This window comes from Priestia sp. TGN 0903, assembly GCF_050846855.1.
GTDB classification, from domain to species: Bacteria; Bacillota; Bacilli; order Bacillales; family Bacillaceae_H; genus Priestia; species Priestia zanthoxyli.
Map to the genome: position 1 here is coordinate 102,826 of NZ_JBOZGL010000007.1, position 25,785 is coordinate 128,610.

20 protein-coding genes are annotated in these 25,785 nt (G+C 39.8%); 3 read left to right on the forward strand and 17 right to left on the reverse strand.

Features of this window, described 5'->3' with window-relative positions; all coding sequences use genetic code 11:
* Nucleotides 1-15: 15 nt before the first annotated feature.
* From scpA to ACRPLY_RS21895, 10 genes are all read right to left on the reverse strand, one after another.
* Entirely contained in the window at nt 16-2,166 is a 2,151-nt protein-coding gene (gene scpA, locus ACRPLY_RS21850; protein WP_165635153.1) for a methylmalonyl-CoA mutase, read from the reverse strand.
* A complete protein-coding gene (locus ACRPLY_RS21855; protein WP_367076852.1) occupies nt 2,159-4,195 on the reverse strand; it encodes a methylmalonyl-CoA mutase family protein in 2,037 nt (678 codons plus the stop codon). Before ACRPLY_RS21855 ends, scpA begins: the two co-directional genes overlap by 8 nt.
* A 157-nt stretch (nt 4,196-4,352) precedes the next feature.
* Nucleotides 4,353-5,612, reverse strand: coding sequence for a dihydrolipoamide acetyltransferase family protein (locus tag ACRPLY_RS21860; RefSeq protein WP_033579716.1), 1,260 nt, complete (start codon nt 5,610-5,612; stop codon nt 4,353-4,355).
* Nucleotides 5,613-5,627: 15 nt separating this feature from the next.
* Complete coding sequence (locus tag ACRPLY_RS21865; RefSeq protein WP_013084975.1) at nt 5,628-6,611, reverse strand: alpha-ketoacid dehydrogenase subunit beta; 984 nt, start codon at nt 6,609-6,611, stop codon at nt 5,628-5,630.
* 12 nt (nt 6,612-6,623) lie between these two features.
* Complete coding sequence (locus ACRPLY_RS21870; protein ID WP_013084976.1) at nt 6,624-7,616, reverse strand: thiamine pyrophosphate-dependent dehydrogenase E1 component subunit alpha; 993 nt, start codon at nt 7,614-7,616, stop codon at nt 6,624-6,626.
* Nucleotides 7,617-7,636: 20 nt separating this feature from the next.
* Nucleotides 7,637-9,058, reverse strand: coding sequence for a dihydrolipoyl dehydrogenase (gene lpdA / locus ACRPLY_RS21875; RefSeq protein ID WP_028411580.1), 1,422 nt, complete (start codon nt 9,056-9,058; stop codon nt 7,637-7,639).
* A gap of 28 nt (nt 9,059-9,086) precedes the next feature.
* Complete coding sequence (buk, locus tag ACRPLY_RS21880; protein WP_372492011.1) at nt 9,087-10,166, reverse strand: butyrate kinase; 1,080 nt, start codon at nt 10,164-10,166, stop codon at nt 9,087-9,089.
* 96 nt (nt 10,167-10,262) lie between these two features.
* On the reverse strand, nt 10,263-11,366 hold the full coding sequence (bcd, locus tag ACRPLY_RS21885; RefSeq protein WP_013059125.1) for a branched-chain amino acid dehydrogenase: 1,104 nt from the start codon (nt 11,364-11,366) through the stop codon (nt 10,263-10,265).
* Nucleotides 11,367-11,378: 12 nt separating this feature from the next.
* The gene (yqiS, locus tag ACRPLY_RS21890) at nt 11,379-12,290 is read right to left on the reverse strand and encodes a phosphate butyryltransferase (RefSeq protein ID WP_432232110.1); all 912 of its coding nucleotides are present in this window, start codon (nt 12,288-12,290) and stop codon (nt 11,379-11,381) included.
* A gap of 238 nt (nt 12,291-12,528) precedes the next feature.
* A complete protein-coding gene (locus ACRPLY_RS21895; protein ID WP_154973106.1) occupies nt 12,529-14,598 on the reverse strand; it encodes a sigma-54 interaction domain-containing protein in 2,070 nt (689 codons plus the stop codon).
* Nucleotides 14,599-14,773: 175 nt separating this feature from the next.
* On the opposite strand from ACRPLY_RS21895, the gene ACRPLY_RS21900 reads away from it, so the two are divergent.
* Nucleotides 14,774-15,025 (forward strand): DUF2627 domain-containing protein, encoded by a 252-nt coding sequence (locus tag ACRPLY_RS21900; protein WP_028411584.1) that lies wholly within the window; start codon nt 14,774-14,776, stop codon nt 15,023-15,025.
* 12 nt (nt 15,026-15,037) lie between these two features.
* On the opposite strand, the gene ACRPLY_RS21905 is transcribed toward ACRPLY_RS21900, so the two are convergent.
* Nucleotides 15,038-15,766 (reverse strand): glycerophosphodiester phosphodiesterase, encoded by a 729-nt coding sequence (locus ACRPLY_RS21905; RefSeq protein ID WP_098112934.1) that lies wholly within the window; start codon nt 15,764-15,766, stop codon nt 15,038-15,040.
* A 124-nt stretch (nt 15,767-15,890) separates the two neighbouring features.
* Here ACRPLY_RS21905 and ACRPLY_RS21910 point away from each other — a divergent pair, with 124 nt between their 5' ends.
* Both ACRPLY_RS21910 and ACRPLY_RS21915 read left to right on the forward strand, forming a co-directional pair.
* The gene (locus tag ACRPLY_RS21910; protein WP_013059130.1) at nt 15,891-16,043 is read left to right on the forward strand and encodes a YycC family protein; all 153 of its coding nucleotides are present in this window, start codon (nt 15,891-15,893) and stop codon (nt 16,041-16,043) included.
* A gap of 313 nt (nt 16,044-16,356) precedes the next feature.
* Nucleotides 16,357-17,688 carry a peptide MFS transporter gene (locus ACRPLY_RS21915; RefSeq protein WP_340927333.1) on the forward strand — a complete coding sequence of 444 codons (1,332 nt, stop codon included), beginning with the start codon at nt 16,357-16,359 and terminating at the stop codon, nt 17,686-17,688.
* A 370-nt stretch (nt 17,689-18,058) separates the two neighbouring features.
* Here ACRPLY_RS21915 and spo0A read toward each other — a convergent pair whose 3' ends face one another.
* From spo0A to dxs, 6 genes are all read right to left on the reverse strand, one after another.
* Nucleotides 18,059-18,847 (reverse strand): sporulation transcription factor Spo0A, encoded by a 789-nt coding sequence (spo0A, locus tag ACRPLY_RS21920; protein ID WP_013084985.1) that lies wholly within the window; start codon nt 18,845-18,847, stop codon nt 18,059-18,061.
* 227 nt (nt 18,848-19,074) lie between these two features.
* Nucleotides 19,075-20,355 (reverse strand): SpoIVB peptidase, encoded by a 1,281-nt coding sequence (gene spoIVB / locus ACRPLY_RS21925; protein WP_028411587.1) that lies wholly within the window; start codon nt 20,353-20,355, stop codon nt 19,075-19,077.
* A gap of 182 nt (nt 20,356-20,537) precedes the next feature.
* A complete protein-coding gene (recN, locus tag ACRPLY_RS21930) occupies nt 20,538-22,265 on the reverse strand; it encodes a DNA repair protein RecN (protein WP_028411588.1) in 1,728 nt (575 codons plus the stop codon).
* A 16-nt stretch (nt 22,266-22,281) separates the two neighbouring features.
* Entirely contained in the window at nt 22,282-22,731 is a 450-nt protein-coding gene (ahrC, locus tag ACRPLY_RS21935) for a transcriptional regulator AhrC/ArgR (RefSeq protein ID WP_013059136.1), read from the reverse strand.
* 161 nt (nt 22,732-22,892) lie between these two features.
* Nucleotides 22,893-23,720, reverse strand: coding sequence for a TlyA family RNA methyltransferase (locus ACRPLY_RS21940; RefSeq protein WP_028411589.1), 828 nt, complete (start codon nt 23,718-23,720; stop codon nt 22,893-22,895).
* Nucleotides 23,717-25,618: a 1-deoxy-D-xylulose-5-phosphate synthase gene (gene dxs, locus ACRPLY_RS21945; protein WP_028411590.1), complete on the reverse strand. Its 1,902-nt coding sequence runs from the start codon at nt 25,616-25,618 to the stop codon at nt 23,717-23,719. The genes ACRPLY_RS21940 and dxs overlap by 4 nt, the downstream gene beginning before the upstream one ends.
* Between the last annotated feature and the right edge of the window lie 167 nt (nt 25,619-25,785).

A 25,785-nucleotide genomic window follows, 5' to 3' on the forward strand; every position in this document is an offset into this window, starting at 1 on the left:
AATTGTCTTCACCAACTATTCTTCTAACCGTTTCTTTATTTCATGTAAGACGGAAACGGCCGCTTTTGGGATTACTGTTCCAGGTCCAAAGATTGCAGAAGCGCCGTGCTCTAAAAGAAATGAGTAGTCTTGTTTAGGAATAACGCCTCCGACAATAACAACGATATCGTCGCGCTCTAATTTCTTTAACTCATCAACAAGCTGCGGCAGTAACGTTTTATGCCCGGCTGCCAAAGAGCTTATCCCAATCACATGTACGTCGTTTTCTACAGCTTGTCTTGCTGTCTCTTCAGGCGTTTGAAATAAAGGGCCAATATCCACATCAAATCCAAGGTCAGCAAAGGCTGTTGAAATCACTTTTGATCCTCTGTCATGACCGTCTTGCCCCATTTTCGCCACTAAAATCCTTGGGCGTCTTCCTTCTTCCTCTAAAAATTCAGCCGTGAGCTTTCGAACTTCTTCGATTTGATCTCGATGCGCAAACTCCGCACTGTATACCCCGCTGACTGACTTAGAAGTAGCCTGATGTCTTCCAGCCACTTTCTCAATGGCTTCTGAAATTTCACCTAGTGTAGCTCTAGCTCTTGCAGCTTCAACCGCAAAAGCAAGGAGATTCCCTTCGCCTGTTTTGGCACAAGTGGTCAGTCGATTAAGCGCTTCGAGTACCGCTTGTTCGTTACGTTCACTGCGTATTTTCTTTAGCTTTTCCAGCTGCTTCATTCGAACTGCTGTGTTATCAATATCAAGAATATCAAGCGGTTCTTCTTGCTCCGGCTGAAACTGATTCACACCTACAATAATTTCTACCTGCGAGTCTATTCTTGCTTGTCTGCGCGCAGCAGCTTCTTCTATCTTCATTTTAGGTACGCCTGCTTCTATTGCTTTTGTCATTCCGCCGAGCTGCTCTATTTCTTCAAGGTGCTTCCACGCTTTTATCATTAATTCATTCGTTAATGATTCCACATAATAAGAGCCTCCCCAAGGGTCAATGACGGAACAAATCTCCGTTTCATTTTGCAAATAAAGCTGCGTATTTCGAGCAATTCTAGCTGAAAAATCAGTCGGAAGAGCAATCGCTTCATCCAGTGCGTTTGTATGAAGCGATTGCGTATGTCCTGACACTGCAGCCAGAGCTTCGACGCATGTTCTAATAACATTATTAAATGGATCCTGCTCGGTTAAGCTCCATCCGGACGTTTGAGAATGCGTTCTAAGAGCGAGTGATTTAGGGTTGTCCGGCTCAAACTGTTTCATGAGTTTTGCCCACAGCAGCCTCCCCGCTCTCATTTTCGCTACTTCCATAAAGTAGTTCATTCCAATTGCCCAGAAAAAGGATAGTCTCGGTGCAAACGCGTCAATTGAAATTCCTGCTTTCAAGCCGGTTCGTACATATTCAAGTCCATCTGCAAGCGTATAAGCAAGCTCTAAGTCTGCTGGAGCGCCTGCTTCTTGCATATGATAGCCTGATATACTAATACTGTTAAATTTCGGCATATGCTCCGCTGTATATTTAAAAATATCCGCAATGATTCGCATGGACATTTCAGGAGGATAAATATACGTATTGCGCACCATATATTCTTTTAAAATATCGTTTTGAATCGTTCCAGCCAGCTTTTCTTTTTTTACTCCTTGTTCTTCAGCTGTTACGATGTAGAAAGCTAAAATAGGAAGAACCGCCCCGTTCATCGTCATCGACACGGACATTTGATCAAGCGGAATCCCTTCAAACAGCTGCTTCATATCAATCATTGAATCAATTGCCACTCCTGCTTTCCCTACATCTCCAACAACTCTTGGATGATCAGAGTCATAGCCGCGGTGGGTAGCGAGGTCAAAAGCAACAGACAGCCCTTTCTGTCCAGCAGCTAGGTTTCGGCGGTAAAAGGCATTGCTTTCCTCCGCCGTTGAGTATCCTGCATACTGTCTAATCGTCCAAGGCCGATTCACATACATCGTTGCATACGGTCCTCTCACAAACGGTGGAATACCAGGTGCAAAGTGAATAAAGTCGAGGTCATCTCTGTCTGTTTTTGTATATAATGATTTTAATTCAATTTGTTCATTTGTTTGAAAAGCAGTGAATGAACTTTGAGCCACGTCCTCTTCCCTTTGCTGCTTTGAAAATGATAATGGAATATTAGAAAAAGAAGGCTTTTTATACATGAACTTCTACCTCCAAAGCACATAATAACTTCTTAACGCATTGAATAACATTTGTCTTAGGATGTATGACGCTCATTACACCTTTTTGCTGCCACTGCGTTTTGCGTGATACGTGTTCTTCCCCTACTACGTACACATAAACGGAATCTTCCTCAAAATAAGTCATCGCTTTTGTTAAGAGCTTTTCCACGAGTTCATCACTTCCACAGATTACATATGCTTCGTGCTTTTGTTCATTCATCCAATCTGCTATCTCGACGTAGGAATCTATGTTTTTAATTGTTTCACACGCAAAGCCTGCGCTTTCAAATAAAGACCGGGCAATCTCAGCTTTTTTATGGCTGCTAGGATCGGCGAGCTCCATAATGCCAATGCTCATTCCCTTTGTATAAACCCGTATTTTTTCAAACTTCTCTGCTGCTCTCCACTTAGTGAGCGGCACAACACTGTCTGGCTGTGACTGCTTCGCCATTTGTTTTAGCATCCACCCTGCTGTTACCCCTTTAGATGCTAGCTTTGTATAGTCCTCTAGCGAAAGATTTGATGAAAATTCCGAAGTGTTCTGGTCACTGTATTTATTCATTTTTCTTTCTTCTTTTTTAGACAGAGTGCTTTTTATCTCTTCAGATGCAGCGTGTTGCTTAGGAGCATAGTGTGTGACTCCGATCAAGCGCTCAATTCGGCACTCTATATCTCCTTGTCTTTTTACTCTCATTTGTTCAACTTCATCTTGAATTCGCCCTTGTTTTAAAGCTTCTTCCATTCCGCCGTGGTCTTCAATGTTGCCAAATAACTCCCAAGCTTTTGTCATTAATTCATGTGTGTAAGCTTCAACGTACCAAGAGCCTCCGGCAGGATCCATTACTTTTGATATATGTGTTTCGTGCTGCAAAATTAAGTGAGTATTACGGGAAAGGCGATGAGCGAACTGAGAAGATGAGGATGTAACGGAATCATATGGTTCAATATGCAGACTATCCGCTCCTCCTACAATAGAAGCAAACGCTTGAACCGTGCTCCTTAATGCATTTGTATACATATCTTCTTTAGACTGTGTAAGACGTGACGTTTCCGTATGAATAAACGGCACTGAAACGGCCGTGTCATCAAAAGCACGAACTACATTTGCCCAAAGCATGCGAAAAGCACGAAGTTTTGATATTTCCATAAATAAATGTGAGCTAACTGAAAAAGAAAAGGTCATGTGAGGTAAAACTTGATGTAAGGACAGACCGCGTTTCATGCATTCATCAATATACTGCACTCCTGTAGCAAGCATATAAGCTAGTTCTTGAACAGCGTTTGCACCGCTGTTATGGTAAGGAATGCTTGATACAATGATCGTTTTGAGCTCTGGAACATTACTATGAGCCAAACGCGTTGCGTAAGCTAAATGATCGTATAAATCTCGAGTAGAAAGTGGAACTCTCCCGTATTCAGCAAGAGTGCCGAGCGGATCCATTCCAACCGTACCTGTTAGCTGTCTCATATCAAAGTTATGATCAACACAGTATGCTTTTAGAAACGAAAGAAGTGGAACGGATGTACATCCCGTATTTAAAAATAAAGGCACAGCTTCAAGAGCTACATGCTGAAACAAATGAGCAACATCCTCTAAAGTAGAAATTGTAGCGCCTGAGGCTACTTCAGCTTCAGTTGCTTCATCAACGTCTTTTCCTTGCCTCATTGCTTCACTGCACGTAAAAGCGGCCGTATTTTGTCCATTTCTCAAACTGTGTAAAAGAAGTTTATTGCTTTCTTTAATAGAAGGTAAGTCGATTTTTTGGGTGATTTCCGATTCCCCTAATATGTATGATTCTTTACCGGCTCCTCTTAAACAATCTATTCCCGCCGGACTCTGCTGCAAGTAGTCTAAATGTGCCGTATCACTTTCAAAATAAAGCGGTTTCAAAAAGATGTTTTCTAACGTTTCTTTTGAGCGGAGCGCGGTGTTTTTGCTAACTTCCTGTGCCCAATCTTCTTTAGGTGTACGTGTAAATTCATGAAATGATAATGTATTTGTTTTCATTTCCATGCCCCTTTACAGTTAATAGCTGCCTGCTAGAACTAGATGATTACACTTTGAAGTTTGATGATTCTTCTTTTATTTTAATACATCTTTTACAAATTGTTCAATCATTGCTTCAAAATAAAAAAGCAAATGGAGAAAGCTCCATTTGCTTTTTTTAATAGACGGACGTATTCTCTTTAGACGTAGATTCTAAAATCTCTTTAACTCTTGCCAAGAACCTGCCGCACACCAAGCCGTCCAACACGCGGTGATCAAGTGATAAACATAAGTTAACCATATCTCGAACAGCAATCATGTTATCAATAATAACCGGACGTTTTACAATAGATTCTACTTGTAAAATAGCCGCTTGCGGGTAATTAATAATCCCCATTGATTGCACGGAACCAAATGAGCCTGTGTTGTTAACAGTAAACGTTCCGCCCTGCATGTCTTCAGACTTCAATGAACCCGTACGAACTTTTTGCGCAAGCTCTGTAATTTCACGCGCAATGCCTTTGATTGTCTTTTCATCGGCTTGTTTAATAACCGGCACAAATAAAGCATCGTCTGTTGCAACAGCAATAGATACATTAATATCTTTTTTCTGAACAATACGGTCTCCTGCCCACATTGAATTCATTTGAGGGAATTCTTTTAAAGCCTGAGCCACTGCTTTTACGAAGAACGCAAAATAAGTTAAGTTAAAACCTTCTTTTTGTTTGAACTCCGTCTTTAATGCATCACGATAAGAAACTAAGTTCGTTACATCAACTTCAACCATTGTCCATGCATGCGGAATTTCGTGTTTACTGCGAAGCATATTTGCTGCAATAGCTTTACGCACGCCTGAAACAGGGATTTCTTGATCTCCGGCTGCAGACACAACCGGCGCGGGTTGCTTCGTTTTTGGAGCAGCTGCCGCTACGGGTGCTTCTGGCTGAACTGTTGATGCAGGTGTTTCTTTCACTTCAGCAGCTCCGCCTTTTTCGATAACAGCTAAAATATCTTTTCTCGTAATGCGGCCGCCCGCTCCTGTTCCTGTCACGGTATCTAAATTAATATTATGTTCTTGTGACAGACGCATAACAGCTGGAGAGTATCGGCTTTTATTGGATTGACTGTCCGCTGTTTTTGGCGCTGATTCTTCTACAGTCTTATCAGACGTTTTCTGTTCTTTTTGAGGTACAGTTCCTTCTACTTCAATTAAACAAATCACTTCTCCCACGGGTAAAGTATCATCTTCACCTGCAATTAACTCTTTAATTGTTCCACTAAAAGAAGAAGGCACTTCAGCATTTACTTTATCCGTCATGACTTCAGCTAACGGGTCGTACTTATTTACGTGATCTCCAACAGAAACGAGCCATTTGCTAATTGTACCTTCTGTTACACTTTCACCGAGCTGCGGCATCGTAATTTTTTCAATAGCCAATTGATACAACTCCTTTTAAAATTGAGCTAATTCTCTCATTGCTTTTTCTACTTTATCTGGATTCACCATAAAATATTTTTCCATTGTTGGTGCATACGGCATAGCTGGAACATCGGGGCCAGCAAGACGCTGAATTGGCGCATCTAAATCAAATAAGCAGTGTTCAGCAATAATAGCTGCTACTTCGCTCATAATGCTGCCTTCTTTGTTGTCTTCCGTTAAAAGCAGGACCTTACCTGTTTTAGATGCTGCTTCTATAATAGCTTCTTTATCAAGTGGATAGACCGTTCTTAAATCTAAGATGTGTGCTGAAATACCGTCTGCTTCTAGCTTTTCAGCAGCTTGAAGAGCAAAGTGTACACAAAGACCATATGTAATAACCGTGATGTCGTCTCCTTCTCTCTTTACATCTGCTTTGCCAATCGGAAGTACATAATCATCTTCAGGGACTTCTCCTTTAATCAAACGGTACGCACGCTTATGCTCAAAGAAAAGAACTGGATCATCATCACGAATAGCTGCTTTTAATAATCCTTTTACGTCATAAGGCGTAGAAGGCATCACAATCTTTAACCCTGGCGTATTGGCAAACAGTGCTTCAACAGATTGAGAATGATAAAGAGCACCGTGAACTCCACCGCCGTACGGAGCTCGAATTGTAATTGGACAACTCCAATCATTATTAGAACGATAGCGAATTTTCGCTGCTTCTGACACGATTTGATTGACTGCAGGCATAATAAAATCAGCAAATTGCATTTCCGCAATCGGACGCATGCCGTACATTGCCGCTCCGATTCCTACGCCTGCAATAGCAGACTCTGCAAGAGGTGTGTCAATAACTCTTTCTTCCCCGAACTGTTCGTACAGTCCGTTGGTTGCTTTAAATACGCCGCCTTTTTTTCCTACGTCTTCTCCTAATACAAACACGCGGGAATCTCTTTCCATTTCTTCACGAATGGCCATTGTTACTGCATCAATATATGAAATAACCGGCATATGTTCTCCTCCTTACTCACCGTACACGTATTTTAAAGCCGATTCCGCTTCTGCATAAGGAGCGTTTTCAGCATAATCTGTTGCATCATTAACGATGTTCATAATATCATCAAGCATTTGTTTTTCTCGTTCATCGGTTAACACGTTAACCTCTTTTAAATAAGTCGCAAAGTACGCAAGCGGATCACTCTTTTTAGCTTCAGACAATTCTTCTGCGCCGCGATATGCACGATCATCGTCATCACTTGAATGGGCAGTCAAACGCTCTGAAACAGTTTCAATAAGAGTAGGCCCTTCTCCTCTGGATGCACGATCTCTTGCTTCTTTTACCACTCGATATACTTCAAGGACATCGTTTCCATCAATTGTGTAGCCTGGCATACCATATCCAATCGCACGATCAGATACTTTTGCGCACCCTAGCTGCTTTTCAACCGGAACAGAAATCGCATACTTGTTATTTTCACACATAAAGATAACAGGAAGCTTATGAACACCTGCAAAGTTCGCGCCTTCGTGGAAGTCTCCTTGGTTAGAAGATCCTTCTCCAAACGTAACAAACGTGACTAAGTCTTTTTTCTCCAATCGTCCTGCTAAAGCGATTCCTACTGCATGAGGCACCTGTGTTGTAACGGGAGAAGATCCTGTTACAATTCGCTTTTCCTTATGGCCAAAGTGACCTGGCATTTGACGACCTCCTGAGTTTGGATCTTCTGCTTTAGCAAACCCAGAAAGCATTAAATCGCGCGCAGTCATTCCAAATGCCAGCACAACACCCAGATCGCGGTAATAAGGTAATATGTAATCATTCTCTCTGTTTAAGGCAAAAGCTGCGCCAACTTGAGCGGCTTCTTGACCTTGACATGAAATAACAAAAGGCACCTTCCCTGCACGGTTTAATAGCCACATACGCTCATCAATTTTTCGTGCAAGCAGCATAGTGCGGTACATTTCAAGTACTTGTTCATCAGTTAATCCTAATGATTCATGACGGTTTTTTGTCATGTTTAAACCTCCTTTAATCATCAAAAATGAATCGCTTTTCCATCTACAGCTAATGAAGCTTCTCCCATCGCTTCTGAAAGGCTAGGATGAGGATGAATGGTATGAGCAATTTCCCATGGTGTAGCATCCAATACCTTTGCAAGACCCGCTTCAGAAATCATATCCGTCACGTGAGGTCCAATCATATGCACACCAAGAACATCATTTGTGTCGGCATCGGCAATAATTTTAACAAATCCCTCTGCCTCTCCATATACAAGAGCTTTTCCAACGGCCTTAAACGGAAACTTTCCAACCTTCAGCTGAAATCCTTGCTGTTTTGCTTCTTGTTCTGTTAATCCTACACTTGCTGCCTCCGGGCTGCTGTATACGCATTTAGAAATTGTTGTGTAATCAATCTTCAAAGGCTTGTCACCGTGTAAATGCTCAACAGCTACGATTCCTTCGTGAGAAGCTACATGTGCAAGCTGCAGTCCGCCAATCACATCTCCAATTGCGTAGATATGAGATTCTTTCGTTTGATAAAAATCATTTGTGGCAATCACACCGTTTTCTACTACAATATCGGTATTCTCGAGACCAATTCCTTCGACATTCGCTTGACGCCCTACAGATACAAGCAGCTTTTCTGCTTCATATTCTTGCATATCGTCTCCTACTTGAGCAGAAATTTTCACCTGACCACCAACAGACAGTGTATCAGCCATTACTTTAGCAGAAGTAATAATGGTAACTCCTTTTGCTTTTAAAAGCTTCGTCATTTCACGAGAGATATCTTGATCTTCTGTTGGTAAAATTCGATCGCTGTATTCAACAACCGTTACATCAACATCAAAATCTGTGAGCATTGACGCCCATTCAATTCCAATGACGCCGCCTCCCACAATAATAATAGAAGCAGGAAGTGTTTCCATCTTTAATGCTTCATCTGAAGTGATTACTTTCTCTCCATCGATTGTTAAACCAGGTAATGTTCTAGGACGAGACCCTGTTGCGACAATTACATTCTTTGGAATAAGCATTTCGTTTTCTTCACCGCTTTTTAATTCAACGGAGATGGTTCCTGGCATAGGAGAAAAAATAGAAGGTCCTAAAATACGTCCAATTCCTTCATATACGTCAATTTTACCTTTTTTCATTAGCTGTTTGACACCATTATGTAACTGTGAAACAATTTCTGACTTTCGTTCTTGTACACGAGCATAGTTCAATAGTACATTGGACGTTTCTACGCCAAATTCACTGCTTTTCTTAGCCGTTTGATAGACTTCTGCACTTCTTAGTAAAGCTTTGCTTGGGATACACCCTGCGTGCAGGCATGTGCCGCCTAACTTATTTTTTTCCACAACCGCTACCGATAGACCTAACTGAGAGGCACGAATAGCTGCTACGTACCCTCCGGTTCCACCGCCGAGAATGACCAAATCATATTCTTTTGCCACACTGCTTCACACCTTTCTGCAAACGCTATTAAGCGCCTTTATATTCCTTTACTTCTTCTTCACCTGTAAGCACTCGGAGAGCCCCTTCAGCTAGCGCTTGAAGCTCATTTTCTCCAGGATAAACAATGACATCTGCAATCCACTTTACATGATTAATAATCAGCTCAACAAACGCTTTTGAATAAGCAATGCCTCCCGTTAGAATAATGGCATCTACTTTTCCATGCAATACCGTACTGGCAGCTCCAATTTCCTTCGAAATTTGATAAGCCATTGCTTCGTAGATAAGCTTAGCTTTTTCGTTTCCATTTTTCACTAGCGCTTCGACTTTCTGCACGTCAGATGTGCCCAAATAACCGACAAGTCCGCCTTTTCCTACAAGCATTTTCATAATCTCCTCGCGGTAATACTGACCTGAAAAGCAAAGACGAACTAATTCACCAACCGGTACACCGCCAGCGCGCTCTGGACTAAAAGGACCGTCGCCGTGCAGGCCATTGTTCACATCAATTACTTTTCCGCACTTGTGAACTCCAACTGTAATGCCCCCGCCCATATGGGTAACAATAACGTTCATTTGTTCGTATGTGCTATTCATTTCTTTGGCCACTTTTCGAGCCACCGATTTTTGATTCAGCGCATGAAAGATGCTTTTCCTTTCCATAAAAGGAGTTCCTGAGATACGAGCGATGTCACTTAGCTCATCTACCACCACTGGATCAACAATGTATGCTGGAATATTTAATCCAGACGCAATCTCAAACGCTAAAATCCCGCCTAAATTTGAAGCATGATGGCCGGCATAACCGTCTTTTAAATCTTTGAGCATGGCTTGATTTACTTCGTATGTGCCGCCTTCAATCGGGCGTAAAAGCCCTCCTCTTCCACATACTGCACTTAATTTAGATAAATTAATCCCTTCTTCATCAAGTGCCTCTAAAATCGAGTTTTTACGGAACTCATACTGTGCATATATCGTCTCAAACTGATTCATTTGCTGTGAATCGTAGCGGATTGTTCGATCAAAAATTGGTTTATCGTTGTGAAACACGCCAATTTTTGTGGACGTTGAACCCGGATTTATTATCAGCATTCGATATTCATGCATATCCAACACATGTCCTCCTACCTTATCATTCTCATAAACGAAGGCTAGGTCGAAAGGATTTCATTTATTCCTTTTGCCTAGCCTTCAGCTCAAACATTAGCGCGTATGACGTCTACTTAAAATATGCTGTCCATTTTGTAAAAATTGACTGCGTGAACGACGCAGCTTTTCAATTCTTTCTTCAGCTAAGCGATCTGCTGCTAGGTAGGTTGGAATGCCATCTCGCTTTGAGATTTCAACTACCTTTTCAATATTATCATAAATACCTTCAACTTTTTTCAGCGCACGCTCACGGTTATATCCAACTAGCTCATCAGCTACGTTAATAACGCCTCCTGCATTAATAACATAGTCCGGTGCATATACAATGCCTAATTCATGAATTAAATCACCATGACGCGTTTCTTTCAATTGATTATTAGCTGCCCCTGCAATAACTTTTGCTTTTATTTGAGGGATCGTTTCATCGTTAATCGTTGCTCCGAGTGCACAAGGAGCATAGATATCACATTCTACACCATAAATATCATTTGGGTCTACTGCTTGCGCACCAAATTCTTCTACCGCACGCTGAACAGCTTCTTTATTAATATCCGTTACAATAAGTTTTGCCCCTTCTTCGTGAAGGTGGCGGCATAAATTATATGCTACGTTTCCTACACCTTGGACAGCTACTACTTTTCCTTCAAGCATATCTGTTCCAAATGCTTCTTTTGCTGCTGCTTTAATTCCTCGGTATACGCCGTAGGCTGTGACTGGTGATGGATTGCCTGATGAACCGAAGGCAGGAGATACACCCGTTACATAATCCGTTTCCTCATATACAATATCCATATCCTCTACCGTTGTGCCCACATCTTCTGCTGTAATATATCGACCATTTAACCCTTGAATAAAGCGGCCAAATGCACGGAACATCGCTTCATTTTTGTCTTTGCGAGGATCTCCGATAATAACCGTTTTTCCTCCTCCTAAATTCAAGCCTGCTGCTGCATTTTTATAAGTCATTCCGCGTGATAAACGAAGCGCATCTTCAATTGCAGCCTCTTCTGATTCATATGTCCACATTCTCGTACCGCCTAGAGCTGGTCCAATTGTTGTATCATGAATCGCAATAATGGCTTTTAAGCCTGAATCTTTATCTTGGCAAAATAATAACTGCTCATAATCGTATGTTTCCATATAGTCAAAAATTTTCATTGTTAGTGCCTCCTAAGAATTCTGTTGAGCGACGCTGATAGCAAGCGCCAGTGAGTATAATTTACTTTCTGATGAATCTGCTCTGGATGTTAAGACGACCGGAGCTTTTGCCCCCGCTAGAATAGCTCCAACTTTTGCTTTAGCAAAATAAATAAGGGATTTATATAAGACGTTCCCTGTTTCAATTGCTGGAACGAGTAATATATCTGCTTGACCGGCAACTTCACTTTGAATGCCTTTTTGCTTGGCTGCTTCTATGTTAATGGCATTGTCGAGTGCTAAAGGTCCATCAATAACGCAGCCTTTAATTTGTCCTCTGCGGTTCATCTGTGTAAGAAGTGCAGCCTCTACTGTGGCAGGCATCAAAGGGTTCACAACTTCAACCGCTGCAACAGGAGCTACCTTTGGCACCTCTATCCCAATCGAGTGAGCAACGTTCACCGCGTTTTGAATGATTTGAACTTTCTCTTCCAGAGATGGCGTAATATTCATAGCTGCATCTGTTACAAGAATAGGGCGGTCATAGTGAGGAACATCAAACACAGCTACGTGTGATAAAACATTTCCCGTACGCAAACCATGCTCTTTATTTAACACAGCTTTTAAAATAAGCGATGTGGATAAATTCCCTTTCATTACGATATGAGCTTGACCTTGCTGAACTGAACGCACAGCCAATTGAGCCGCTTCTAAAACGGACTCCGTATGTACGACCGTCACAGCCTTATGAGTGAGTAAGGATGGGTGGTACTGCCTGAATAATTCATTAATTGTTGTTTCGTTGCCAAACAAAATAAATTCAGAAACTTCCCTTGACACAGCTTCATACACTGCCTCAATTGTTTCTAAGTCTTCAGCTGCAGCAACAGCAACAGTCAAAGAAGACTGCTTAGCAACCCGAGATAAGATGGTAGCAAGAGTCATGGAATGTTCGACCTCTCCTTTTTCATTCTTTCTTTTGCCCCTTTTTAAGGAGCATACTGCGCGTTTATGCAGTCACTTAAAATATATGCAAGATTTGTGCCACACTCTGCATATATTACATAATATAGCTGCTTATATCCGTTTCTACGCACAAAAAAATTTTTTTATTGATTCTAACGACAAACAGAAAAAAAGAATACCTCTCTATTTATATGCAATAACTTGCACACCATGCATTTTATTGCATGCTGTTATTTGCAAGATTGTATTTTTCCAACTTATAATACAGAGAACGCAGGGAAATATTGAGCTGTTTTGCTGTTTTCGTTCGGTTATACTTGTTTGCAATCAGCACTTTTTGAATAAGTTCAGCTTCATAATTTTCCATCATGTGCGCTAAAGTCTTCCCTTCGAATACTACCTCTTCATTCGCCTGATTTTTTTCTTTTTTGCCCTTGCCTTCAAGTGAAGGGAGATGAACAGAATCAATCATTGTTTCCGTATAGTGCATATAAATAATAGCTCTTCCTAATATGTTTTCAAGCTCTCTGACGTTTCCTGGCCAGTCGTATGATCTCAATGATTGTAAGGCCCGCTCTGTTACCCCTTCAACATGTCGGCCGTAATCTTGATTAATTTTTGTAATTAAGTGTGTAACAAGCGCTCCAATATCCTCTTTTCTCTTCCGAAGAGGAGGTATGTGAATCGGAATTTTGTTTAGCCGATAATACAAGTCCTGTCTGATGCTTCCATCAGCCATTCCTTTTTCTAAATTCACATTCGTAGCTGCAATCACGCGAACATTCACCGGAATAGGGGTCGTGCCTCCAACGCGAATAAGCTCTTTTTCTTGAAGCACTCGAAGCAGCTTAGCCTGCATATGAGCTGAAAGCTCCCCGATTTCATCCAAAAAGATGCTACCGTTATTGGCTTCTTCAAAAACACCTCGTTTTCCGCCTCGTTTTGCCCCGGAAAAAGCTCCTTCTTCATACCCAAAAAGTTCACTTTCAAGCAAAGACTCAGAAAGTGCAGCACAGTTGATCCGAACAAATTTATTAAACTTTCGGCTGCTCGCATTATGAATCGCATGTGCAAACAGCTCCTTACCCGTCCCAGATTCACCTCTAAGCAAAACAGTAGCTGGTGTTTTAGCAGCAAGTCTAGCCTGCTCAATTGCTAACTGAAATTCTTCAGACTGACCAATGATATCAGCAAATGAATATTTCGCTTCAAGCGTTCGGATAATTTGACGCGCTCTTTTGAGTTCATTTGTAAGCTCTTGAATTTCAGACATATCATGAATAACTCCAACGCTGCCTTTTAATTTTCCATCGACAATAACGGGGGCAACATTCACAACTACGTCTCTTTTACTCGGACCAAGCCTCATTCTTACACCTCGAACAGGACGTCTTGTTTGCAGCACCTTCATGTGCATACTGTCTCCTTCAGAGATATCGGCAGTCGCGGGCTGACCAATAATATCCGTCTTTTTTAAACCCGTAATTCTCGTATAAGCAGGATTAATTAAAATCCCTCTTCCTTCTTCATCGACAACCGAAATAGCTTCTTCAGAAGATTGAATAATAGCTTGAAGCATAGTTTGTACTTCTTTTAAGTTCGTAACTTCTTCTGCCAATCCGACAACGTCCGTAATATCTTTAAAAATCGAAAAGGCACCAAACAGCTCTCTATTCTCGTCGAGTATTGGTATTCTAGTCGTAATGACCTTCCGTCCGCTATCTAACACAAATTCACTATTTTGATCAATCGTTTTTGTATGAAGAACATCAACAAGTTTACTATTTGGAATAACTTCATGAAGATGCTTACCAATTACATCTCTGTGTGAAAAGTTCGTCAAACGCTCGGCGCTTTGATTAAATAGCGTAATATATCCATTCTTATCAATCACGACCATCGCATCATGAGCCGCGTTAAAAATAAGATCATATTTATACGATTCTTGCTTTAACCGCTGAATTAACTCTTCTTTTTCCTCCATCAGATTGGCCATAATTTCAGCAACCAATCCCGGAACTACCAGTGCATCAGCAGGTTTGCTTCTCTGCAATTGTTGAAAAACACCTTGTTTACCTGTTGTTTCAACAATGACATCGAGCTGCTTTGTCATATAAGGCTCCCAATTCATTCCAGTTGAAATATCTTGTTCTTGCGCATGCAAAACAGCCGGCGCGTCAGCTCGTACGTCTACTACACCAATCACTTTCATAAATTCTGTTTCCAACAAGATTTTCAGAATAGCTAATCCGCCTTTTCCTCCTCCAACGATCAACACTTTTTGCATATTTTTTCACCTTTTCTACTTAATATGTACATATTCCGTGCAAAATATTGCATATACCTATCATATAAAAAAAGAAACGCTCTTGACAATTTATTTAGTTCTTTTATGATTCAAGTATAACGGTTTTATAATGTAAACGCATTCATTTTAAAAAAGAGAAGCGAAAGGAGAAGCTATGGTTCGAATTATCGCACTGCTAATCTTACTTATTCCTGGTATACTCGCTGGATATGGCATTAAACTTATGAGAGATATGATTTTTGGCATCCTGCAATCCCCGTTCCCTTCTTTATTTTTGCAATTTTCAGTCGGTCTTCTGTTATTTGTAATCGGTCTTGGATTTGTTGCTGGCTTTATTCTGCACAGAGACCGCAAGCGAAACAAAGTTCAAAACAGATTTCAAAAAGATAAAAAAACATCGCATTAATGCGATGTTTTTTTACGAAAAGCGCCCTCCAAATTGCTTCACCATTTTTTCTGGATAATCGGTAATAACGGATTCACATCCATATTTCCGAAGCTGCTCAGCTACTTTTACATCATTTACTGTGTAAGGTCGCACTGGAATTTGACAATCTTTTGAAGCGGCTACATTTACTTCATTAACGGTACGCTGATTAGGGTGAAGAGCTTTTGCGCCAAGATGCTGAGCATATACCCAAGGCTCATACATCGGATAAGAATATAAAATAGCTGTTTCAATCGTAGAATCCAGGGAACTAATTCGGGCTAAGCTGTTATGATTAAAAGATGAAATCATCGTTCGATCCTTCATCTTGTATAAATAAATTAAATCCAAGACTTTCATTTCCAAGTATGGATAGTCAAATATATTGTTTTTCAACTCGATATTTACGCTAATTCCTTCACTTGAAGCCCACTCCATTACTTCATTTAACATGGGAATTTTACATACTCCATACTTTTTTTTGAACTTATAGCTCGCATCTAATTTTTGTAAATCTTGATACGTAAAATCTTTTACATACCCTTTTCCATTCGTCGTTCGATCTACTTTTTCATCATGAATTACAGCAAGTTCTCCATCTTTTGTCATATGCACATCAAGTTCAATTCCGTGTGCTCCGACTCTCGCTGCTTCTTTGAAGGAAATCATCGTATTTTCAGGAAACGTTCCAGCTGCGCCGCGATGACCTATTACAAACATACTTGCTCAACTCCTCTATTATCACTTATTATTAACTTTAGCATTACTTAATAGTGAAAGCACGAATTTACTGTTTATACTTTTTCACTTTCATTACTTTATATGCAAAAGGAGGTCGTTGTGTATGAGACCACTGCAAATTTCACCGGATACAGCCGTAAAATTAGCAGAACAATTAAATATCCCTCTCGAGCAATTAATGCATATGCCTCAGCATATTTTGCTACAGAAACTTGCTGAATTAAATGCGAGCGAAGATAAAAAAGGATCTGAATAACAGATCCTTTTTTCTTTCGAATTTTCGTTTCCAAAAATAGTATTACTTTCTTACTTCATTTTCCATAACATATATTAGAATATTTAATAATATAAATGTATTTTTAAAAATGCTTTTAAATAAGTAATTTAATACTTTTTTGTGTATATTTAATTATTTTTTGATTTTTCCATATAATTTCATTGACGAAATTATTGTTTTTCTACTAAAATAAAAATACATTATATTTATTCCAGTACTTATATTCTGATTTTTTGATCAATTCAAATAAAAGAATTAAATAGTATGAGAGAAATTTTAGGGGGACTTCATTATGCAAGCAGCTGTACAACATGAAAATCAGCAGCAAAATGAGTCTAGGAAAAAACACCCTCCTGGACTGTACTTATTATTCGCGACTGAGGCATGGGAAAGATTTAGTTATTATGGAATGAGAGCCATTCTGGTTCTTTATTTAACTGCTACCGCTGCTCAAGGTGGACTCGGGGTAGATAAAGCAACTGCACTGAGCTTATATGGAACATTCACTAGTGCTGTTTACATTACGCCGATGATTGGCGGATATTTAACAGACCGCTTCCTCGGAAGAAGGCTAGCCATCACAATCGGTGGTGTGATTATGGCACTCGGGAATTTTTCCATCTTCATTCATCAAAGCGTAGCCGCTTTGTATATCGGACTTGCTTTATTAATTATCGGAAACGGATTTTTCAAACCAAATATCTCCACATTGGTCGGAGATCTTTATGCAGAAAATGATCCTCGCCGTGACGGTGCTTTTACCATTTTTTATATGGGTATTAACTTTGGTGCATTTTTCGCCCCATTAGTTGTTGGATTAATGAGTTATAAATACGGATTTTTAACAGCAGCTATCGGAATGGTTGTTGGACAAATTTTATTTAACCTACTGGCTAATCGCTATTTAGGTGATATTGGGAAAGAGCCTACAGGAAAAGTTCATGCAGCAGCATCTCAAACATCAACTGCTCCGCTGACAGCACGAGAAAAGAAAAGAACGGTTGCTATCGTTATTCTAGCTTTCGTTGTTATTGCTTTCTGGACAGCTTTTGAACAGGCTGGAAGTTCTTTAACGCTATATGCTCAAGATCAAATTGATCGTCAAATCGGTAGTTTTACGGTTCCAACAGAGTGGTTCCAATCATTGAATCCATTGTTTATCATGATTTTAGCACCAATTATGTCACTTGTTTGGTACAAGCTAGGAAATTCAAAACGCGGTGATTTTAAAACACCAACAAAAATGGGTATGGGACTTGTAACAGTCGGATTAGGATTCTTAATTTTAATTCCAGCCGTTATGTATACTGGTAATGACCCAGCTTTAAAAGTAAATATCCTGTTCATGATTTTCACTTACTTCCTGCACACGCTAGCTGAGCTTATGATTTCGCCAGTAGGGTTGTCTATGGTAAGTAGACTGGCTCCATTAAAGCTTGCTTCTCTTTTAATGGGCGTATGGATGGCAAGCTCTGCTGTTGCTAATAAGCTAGCGGGTGTTCTTGCATCTTATACACAGTCGTTAGGTTATTTCGACATCTTCAGCTTAATCGGAGCTGTAACAATTGTACTTGGAATTATTGTTTTGTTCCTTTCAAAACCGATTGCTAAATTAATGGATTAAAAAAAGCAGCCTTTTCTGAAGGCTGCTTTTTTTATCATTTACTTATCCATATATGTAGATGAATTTTTTAACACATCTTCTAAATCTTCTTTCAAACACAAAGCCCTCATAACAATTAAATAAATTATTTCAATAAAATACACTACTATGGATCACAAGATGTGCATTCCCTTAACCTCCCTATTTCCAACTCTTAAAACAAAATGAAAGGACCCATGAATGATTAAAATTCATCGGCCCTGCAGTAAAAAGTTTATTGGTTTTCAGTTTAATATCTAGTGTAAATTCCAAAAGTTTATCGGCATGTACTCTGTATTACAAAAGGTATCAGCTCACTCAAAACCCCGTAATTCCAGCAGTCCTATCCCTTTCAACTCGCTTTATGTTCAAGGCGTAATTTATCCGCAACCATGGCGATAAATTCACTATTTGTCGGCTTCGCTTTTGACATGCTGACAGTATATCCGAATAATGAAGAAATAGAATCAATGTTCCCTCGGCTCCATGCTACTTCAATGGCATGACGAATGGCGCGCTCAACGCGGCTTGCTGTTGTATTGTATTTTTTTGCAATGTCAGGATACAGCACTTTTGTAATCGACCCAAGCAGCTCAATATCCTTATATACCATTGAAATGGCTTCTCTCAAATATAAATAGCCTTTAATATGAGCAGGTACACCAATTTCGTGAATGATGCTCGTAATGCTTGCATCTAAATTTGCTGGTTTGCTGTCGCGATGCGAACGCATGGAAGAAGATGAACGTTGCATAAATGAAGATGTTTGTCCGCTAACTTGACGAATATGATTCACTAAGTTTTCCATATCAAACGGCTTTAGAATAAAATAAGCAGCTCCTAAATCAACCGCTTTTTTCGTTACGTCTTCTTGCCCAAATGCTGTTAGCATGATGACATTTGGATAATTTTCTTTTTTCATTTCTTTTAACTGACCTAAAACTGCTAATCCATCTAGATGCGGCATAATAATGTCTAATACAAGAACATCCGGATCTTTATCTTTTAAAATGGATAAACACTCTTGTCCATTGTAAGCTACTCCGATTACTTCCATGTCTTCTTGCTCTGAAATATAATCTTCAAGCAAACCAATTAGTTCCCGATTATCATCAACCAAGCATACTTTAATTTTTTTCAATGCAGCTTCCTCCTCAGTCCTTTATGTTATACGTCGTTTCCTACGTGTCTCTATTCTTTATTCTAAAGGACAAATTCGACAATGCAACATTATTTCCTTTATTTTTTTAGAAAAAAGTCTTTTAAATGGAATTTATTCGATTTTCTCTTATTTTCTTTGTTTTTCGACGTTTTTCTCGTACATTTACGACAATAATTTTTATCAAAAAAAGCGAACTAATGACAACATTAGCTCGCTTTTTTTCGATTATTTTTATAAATATCGATTCCTGCTTCGTTAAGCATCCATTCAATATGGACACCGTAACCGGAGGTAGGATCATTTACAAAAACATGGGTAACCGCTCCAACGACTTTACCGTTTTGAATAATCGGACTCCCGCTCATTCCTTGAACAATTCCACCTGTTTTCTTTAACAATTTAGGATCTGTAATTTTAATAACCATTCCTTTAGTAGCCGGAAACTTTTGAGGTATAGTACTCATAATTTCAATATCAAATTCTTCCACTTGATCATCATCTACTACCGTTAGAATTTTAGCCGGTCCTTCTTTTACTTGATGAGATAGAGCAATTGGCATTGCTTTATCCATTATTCCGTTTTCCATCGTTGAAGACAATTTTCCAAAAATACCGAAAGGACTATTTCGTGTAATATTTCCAATGATTTGTCTATCTTCAGAAAACCTCGCTAGCTTTTCGCCGGGAACGCCGTTCGAACCTTTCTCAATTGATGTAACGGTCGAACGGACAATTTGTCCATCTTCTACTACGATTGGCTTTTTTGTATCCATATCCGAAATAACATGGCCTAAAGCGCCGTATTTTTTAGATTTTGGATCATAAAAAGTCATTGTGCCAATTCCTGCAGCTGAATCACGGATGTATAAACCGATTCTGTACGCATAATCTTGCTTATCTTTTAACGGATACAGCTTCGTGTCAAACTGCTTTTTTTCTCTTAAAATATGCAGATTTAATGGTTCACCCGTTTTCCCTGCCTGCTGAATAAACGGTGTAATATCACTCATTTTTTCAATGGTTTTACCATTAATCTTCGTAATCATATCTCCAACTTGAATACCCGCAATTTCGCCAGGAGATTTTTTACCTTTTGCTGTATCTACCTGATGATAGCCTACAACAAGAACACCTTTTGAATTTAATTTCACACCGATTGATTGTCCACCAGGAATGACTTTAAAATCAGATAATACCTGCACGTCTACACGCTTTACAGGAATACCGGCCAAATGAAGCATCAACTCTTCTTTGCCTACCTGTTTGCCTGCTACGGTCAGCTTCGCCTTGTTACTTGTTACATCGTAAACAGGTGATGAAGCTTCTACGCTAAGCGGTAATGTCGTATTAATTTTTTCTTTTTGCTGTTCAAATAAGACGATTTGTTTTGGAATGTGTATATATTGTTGCACAACTGGAATAAATCCTACAAAAATGAACGAAACAAGGAGAATCGCACCAATTATATGTCTGTATCGATTTTGCATGTTTTCACTCTCCTCGCTTCCTCGCCTAAATGGCTACACATTTAATTTAGCCTTCTTAGAGCGCATTTATAACAGAAGTTCAGAGAAAAATGAAAAGAAGTGCAAGGAAACATTTTCAGTTCCTCCATTTTGTATAAAAAAACACCTTTAACACATACTGTTACGTGTTAAAAGGTGTTTTGTTAAATGGTCTGCTTCATCTTATCCGCTAAATCTAAAAGCTCTTTGGCATGCTCCTTCGTTAAGCTTGTAATTTCAGCTCCTGCAATCATTCGACCAATTTCTTTTACTTTTTCATCAAGAGTTAATGGAAGAACAGATGTCGTTGTACGATCACCTTTTATCTCTTTAGCAATAAAGAGATGAGTATCTGCCATAGCTGCTACCTGCGGCAAATGAGATATGCAAAGAACCTGCGAATCAACGGAAATGGCATGTATTTTTTCACCGATCGATTGAGCTACTCTTCCACTTACGCCTGTATCAACTTCATCAAAGATAATGGACGTCACGCCTTGATGCTTAGAGAAGATGCTCTTTAACGCCAGCATGATCCTTGACAGTTCTCCGCCTGATGCTACTTTCGCAAGAGGCTTTAACGGTTCACCAGGGTTGGTAGAAATATAAAACTCTACGTTGTCAATGCCGTCTTTGGTGAATTTTATTCTTTCGCCATTTACTTCAACGTCATTTTTACCTGCATTTACGACAGAGAATTTAATTTGAAATACGGTTTTAGCCATATAGAGTTCTTGAAGCTCATGATGGATGCTGTCCGTTAACTCCTGAGCAAGTTTTTTTCGAATAGCTGAAACGTTGTTAGCTTCTACTAATAAATCCTGTGCTACGCTGTTTAACTGTTCTTTGATCTTGCTCACGTGCGTATCTCGATTTTCAATACGATCAATTTCATCTTCAATTTGTGCTGCATATTCTAGAATTTCATCTACACTTTGACCGTATTTACGCTTTAAGTGATTAATTTCATTTAAACGCGCTTCAATAAAGTCTAAGCGTTTCGGATCAAATTCTAATAAATCCAGCTGCTGACGAATTTTATAAGATGCGTCTTCTAACTGATAGAAGCTCGATGAAATAATCTCCGAAATTTCGGCATAGTTTTTTTCCAGTGACGAAATATCCTCCGTATGATTCATTGCTACGCCTACCCAATCCAGACCTTGATGTTCACCGTGCAGCGCATTGTACGCATCGTTTAGCGACGTATAGATCTTTTCAAAGTTGGAAATCTTCAAACGCTCTTCATTTAGTTCCTCGTCTTCATTGAGCTGCAAATTTGCGGCTTTGATTTCATCTAATTGAAATTGAATAAGATCGAGGCGATGTGCCATCTGCTGCTCATTTTCAGTTAATTGATCCAACTGCTTTTTTAGCGACGTATACCTCGAAAATACCTCTCGATACTCCGTCAAAGCCTCTTCTACTTTTTCTCCTCCATATTGATCAAGAAGAGTTAAGTGACGATCTTGATTCATTAAATCTTGGTGCTCGTGCTGTCCATGTATATCAATTAACGTCTGTCCGACTTCACGTAGGATAGCTAACGTGACGAGCTTCCCATTGATACGGCAAATACTTTTCCCATTTGTAGTGATATCTCGGCGAAGCACAATCATTCCATCTTCCACTTCCAAACCGACTTGTTTGGCTTTTTCGTGACTCGGATGCTGTTCTTCATCAAATAAGAAAAGCCCTTCAATTTCGGCTCTGTCTGTTCCATGGCGGACAAACTCCGAAGAGCCTCTTCCACCTACTAACAATGAAATGGCATCAATAATAATCGACTTTCCCGCTCCTGTTTCGCCTGTTAATACCGTTAAGCCTTTTTCAAATGAAACAGAAAGTTCATCAATAATCGCAAAGTTTTTAATGGATAATTCAGCTAACAACCTGCTTCACTCACCTTTATAACATTTCTAAGAATCGGTCTGATATAATTTGCGTATCTTCAGGAGTACGGCAAATAATCAAACATGTATCGTCTCCACAAATTGTTCCTAATATTTCATCCCAGTCCAAATGATCAATTAATGCGCCAATCGCATTTGCGTTTCCCGGCAATGTTTTCATCACCAGCATATGCCCGGCTGAATCAATTTTTACAAATGCGTCCATAAGAGAGCGCTTTAACTTTTGTAAGGGATTAAAACGCTGATCTGCAGGCAAGCTGTATTTGTATCGTCCGTCCATCAAAGGCACTTTGACTAAGTGCAGTTCTTTAATATCACGAGAGATTGTTGCCTGTGTTACATTAAAACCTTGGTTTTTTAAAATATCTACCAATTCATCCTGTGTTTCAATATCATTATTCGTGATAATGTCACGAATTTTAATATGTCTTTGCCCTTTATTCATGTTGGCACCTCACATTAATATGTAATCTTCTTTTTGTTTTGTTGTTTATAAGTCTTTCACTAATTAAGTATCATAATGTGTTCAACTTGATTATGCACCTTTTGTATAAAGAGTCATAATCAAATCGCCAATGCTAAGTTTTTGCTTAACATTGGCCATTATTACTTTTTCTCTTTTAACGTCTTATGTGCTTCTTCGACCACTTCACGCACAGTAAGCGGAGCTTGATTTTCACCAAGTTCACGCTCGCCTTTCCAGCTCAGATGAAGAAGAAATTCGATATTTCCATCTCCTCCTGTTATCGGTGAATACGACATGTTATATACATCGTATCCTTGACGAAGGGAGAAATCCACCATTCCTTGAAGGACTTCTTCATGCACTTTTGAGTCACGCACGATTCCTTTTTTCCCAACTTGCTCTCTTCCAGCCTCAAACTGTGGCTTAACAAGTGCAACAACATCGCTGTATGGAACAAGAAGTGTTTTTAACACAGGGAGAATGAGTCTTAAGGAAATAAACGATACATCAATAGAAGCGAATTCAGGCAAGCCTCTTGATAAATCAGCTGGTGTCACATAACGGAAATTTGTTCGTTCCATTACTTCTACTCGCTCATCTTGACGAAGCTTCCAAGCTAGCTGATTATAGCCTACGTCTAGCGCATAGGACATCTTCGCTCCATTTTGAAGCGCACAATCGGTAAAGCCTCCAGTAGAAGAACCAATATCAATCATGATTTTATCCGCTACATGGACATTAAATTCTTTAATCGCTTTTTCAAGCTTAAAGCCGCCTCTGCTGACGTAAGGCATCACTGCACCTTTAATTGTCAGCGGCGTATCGCGTTCAATTTTCTCTCCCGGCTTATCCAAACGGACTTCATTCGCATAAACAAGTCCTGCCATCACTGTACGCTTTGCTTTTTCTCTTGTTTCAATCAAACCTCGTTCTACTAATAATACATCTACTCGTTCTTTTTTTGTCACTTAACTTCAAGCCTCTTTTGTGTTGGTGTTACGAGTTTTTTAACTCGATTTATAATCTCTTCTTTGGTTAAGCCAATTTCTTCTAAAAGTTTTGTTACGCTGCCGTGCTCGATAAAGCGATCAGGAATACCCATACGTTCAACGCGAGTATTATAATAGCCGTGCTCTGATGCAAACTCTAACACCGCACTTCCAAAACCGCCTTGAAGTACCGCTTCTTCCACCGTAATCACAGGCTTATTCGTTTGGAAAATCTCGTGAAGCATTTTTTCATCCAGCGGTTTAATAAAACGAGCATTGACCACTTTGACGCTGATTCCTTGCTTCTCAAGTTCTGCTGCTGCATCCATCGCCATTGAAATCGTTGTACCAAACGTTAAAATGGTTGTATCCGAACCTTCTTTTAATACGTCCCATGTACCGATCGGAATGTTTTTCAGTTCTGAATCTAGTTCAACACCTAATCCGTTTCCTCTCGCATAGCGCATCGCAATCGGACCTTCTTCATAAGTCAAAGCAGTGTGAACCATGTGCTGACCTTCATTTTCGTCTTTTGGCATCATAATAACAAGGTTAGGCAAATGACGTAAAAACGCAATGTCAAATACACCTTGGTGCGTTTCACCATCAGCACCTACTAGTCCAGCTCGATCAATCCCAATAAATACATTTAGCTTCTGACGGCAAATATCATGAACCACTTGATCGTATGCACGCTGTAAAAACGTCGAATAAATAGCTAAAAAGGGCTTCATATTTTGAGTTGCAAGACCAGCGGCCATTGTTGTTGCATGCTGCTCTGCAATCCCAACATCAAACATGCGATGGGGAAACTCTTTTTGAAACGCTTCAAGTTTTGAACCTACAGGCATTGCTGGCGTTACTGCTACGATACGCTCATCTTCTCTAGCCATTTTCAATACCGTATCACTTACTAATTTACTCCAAGCAATCGGAACATTTTTGTCTTTAATAAAGTCACCGGACTCAATTTTGTAAGGGCCTGTACCATGCCACGCTCCGCTTTTATCGCTTTCCGCTGGCAAGTACCCTTTCCCTTTTTTCGTAATCACATGAATAAGTACCGGTCCTTTTGTTTTCTTTGCATATTGTAACGTTTCCAATAAATCGTCATAGCTATGGCCGTCAACCGGTCCTAAATACGTAAAGCCAAGATCTTCAAAGAACATGCCTGACACAACCATGTACTTTAGGCCATCTTTTACACGTTCTGCCGTTGCCGCGAGCTTACCGCCTACCGCAGGCACTTTTTTCAGTAGAACTTCAAGCTCATCTTTTACCCAGTTGTATTTGCCCGCCGTGCGCAAACGCCCCAGAATGCTGTGTACAGCCCCGACGTTAGGAGCGATAGACATTTCATTGTCATTTAAAATAACGGTCATATCCGTTTGCTCGTGCCCGATGTGGTTAAGCGCTTCAAGAGCCATACCACCTGTTAAAGCTCCGTCACCAATGATAGGAACAATGTGAGCTTTTGTTTTTTGCAAATCTCTTGCAGCAGCCATTCCCATTGCGGCTGAAAGAGATGTAGAACTATGTCCCGTTTCCCATACATCATGCTCACTTTCATCTCGCTTTGGAAAACCGCATAATCCTTTATATTGACGGATTGTATCAAACTCTCCCGCTCGTCCTGTTAAAATTTTATGGACATACGACTGATGCCCGACGTCCCATAAAAATTTATCTTTTGGACTGTCGAACACTTTATGGAGTGCAAGCGTTAACTCAACAACCCCTAAATTTGGCCCTATATGACCACCAGTTGCAGAAAGCTTTGTAATTAAAAAACGACGAATCTCTTCACTTAGTTCTTCTAATTGTGTTACTGACATTTTCTTTAAAAACTCAGGATTTTTTATCGTTGTAAGATCCAAGGTGGATCACTCACTTTCGTACTTGTTATAAAGTTACCTTAATACATTGTCTATTGTTTTATACGTATAGTCAATTTTTAGTATTTCCTTATTACTTACAATACCTTTGATATTCTATCAGTAAACCAGTGATATTCAAAGGAAAATAGTGAAAAAATAGCCGCTAA

Coding starts and splice junctions, on each gene's coding strand:
- scpA (WP_165635153.1), bottom strand. CDS start 2,166: ATGTATAAAAAGCCTTCTTTTTCTAATATTCCATTATCATTTTCAAAG.
- ACRPLY_RS21855 (WP_367076852.1), bottom strand. CDS start 4,195: ATGAAAACAAATACATTATCATTTCATGAATTTACACGTACACCTAAA.
- ACRPLY_RS21865 (WP_013084975.1), bottom strand. CDS start 6,611: ATGCCGGTTATTTCATATATTGATGCAGTAACAATGGCCATTCGTGAA.
- ACRPLY_RS21870 (WP_013084976.1), bottom strand. CDS start 7,616: ATGACAAAAAACCGTCATGAATCATTAGGATTAACTGATGAACAAGTA.
- buk (WP_372492011.1), bottom strand. CDS start 10,166: ATGCATGAATATCGAATGCTGATAATAAATCCGGGTTCAACGTCCACA.
- bcd (WP_013059125.1), bottom strand. CDS start 11,366: ATGAAAATTTTTGACTATATGGAAACATACGATTATGAGCAGTTATTA.
- yqiS (WP_432232110.1), bottom strand. CDS start 12,290: ATGACTCTTGCTACCATCTTATCTCGGGTTGCTAAGCAGTCTTCTTTG.
- ACRPLY_RS21895 (WP_154973106.1), bottom strand. CDS start 14,598: ATGCAAAAAGTGTTGATCGTTGGAGGAGGAAAAGGCGGATTAGCTATT.
- ACRPLY_RS21900 (WP_028411584.1), top strand. CDS start 14,774: ATGGTTCGAATTATCGCACTGCTAATCTTACTTATTCCTGGTATACTC.
- ACRPLY_RS21905 (WP_098112934.1), bottom strand. CDS start 15,766: ATGTTTGTAATAGGTCATCGCGGCGCAGCTGGAACGTTTCCTGAAAAT.
- ACRPLY_RS21910 (WP_013059130.1), top strand. CDS start 15,891: ATGAGACCACTGCAAATTTCACCGGATACAGCCGTAAAATTAGCAGAA.
- ACRPLY_RS21915 (WP_340927333.1), top strand. CDS start 16,357: ATGCAAGCAGCTGTACAACATGAAAATCAGCAGCAAAATGAGTCTAGG.
- spoIVB (WP_028411587.1), bottom strand. CDS start 20,355: ATGCAAAATCGATACAGACATATAATTGGTGCGATTCTCCTTGTTTCG.
- ahrC (WP_013059136.1), bottom strand. CDS start 22,731: ATGAATAAAGGGCAAAGACATATTAAAATTCGTGACATTATCACGAAT.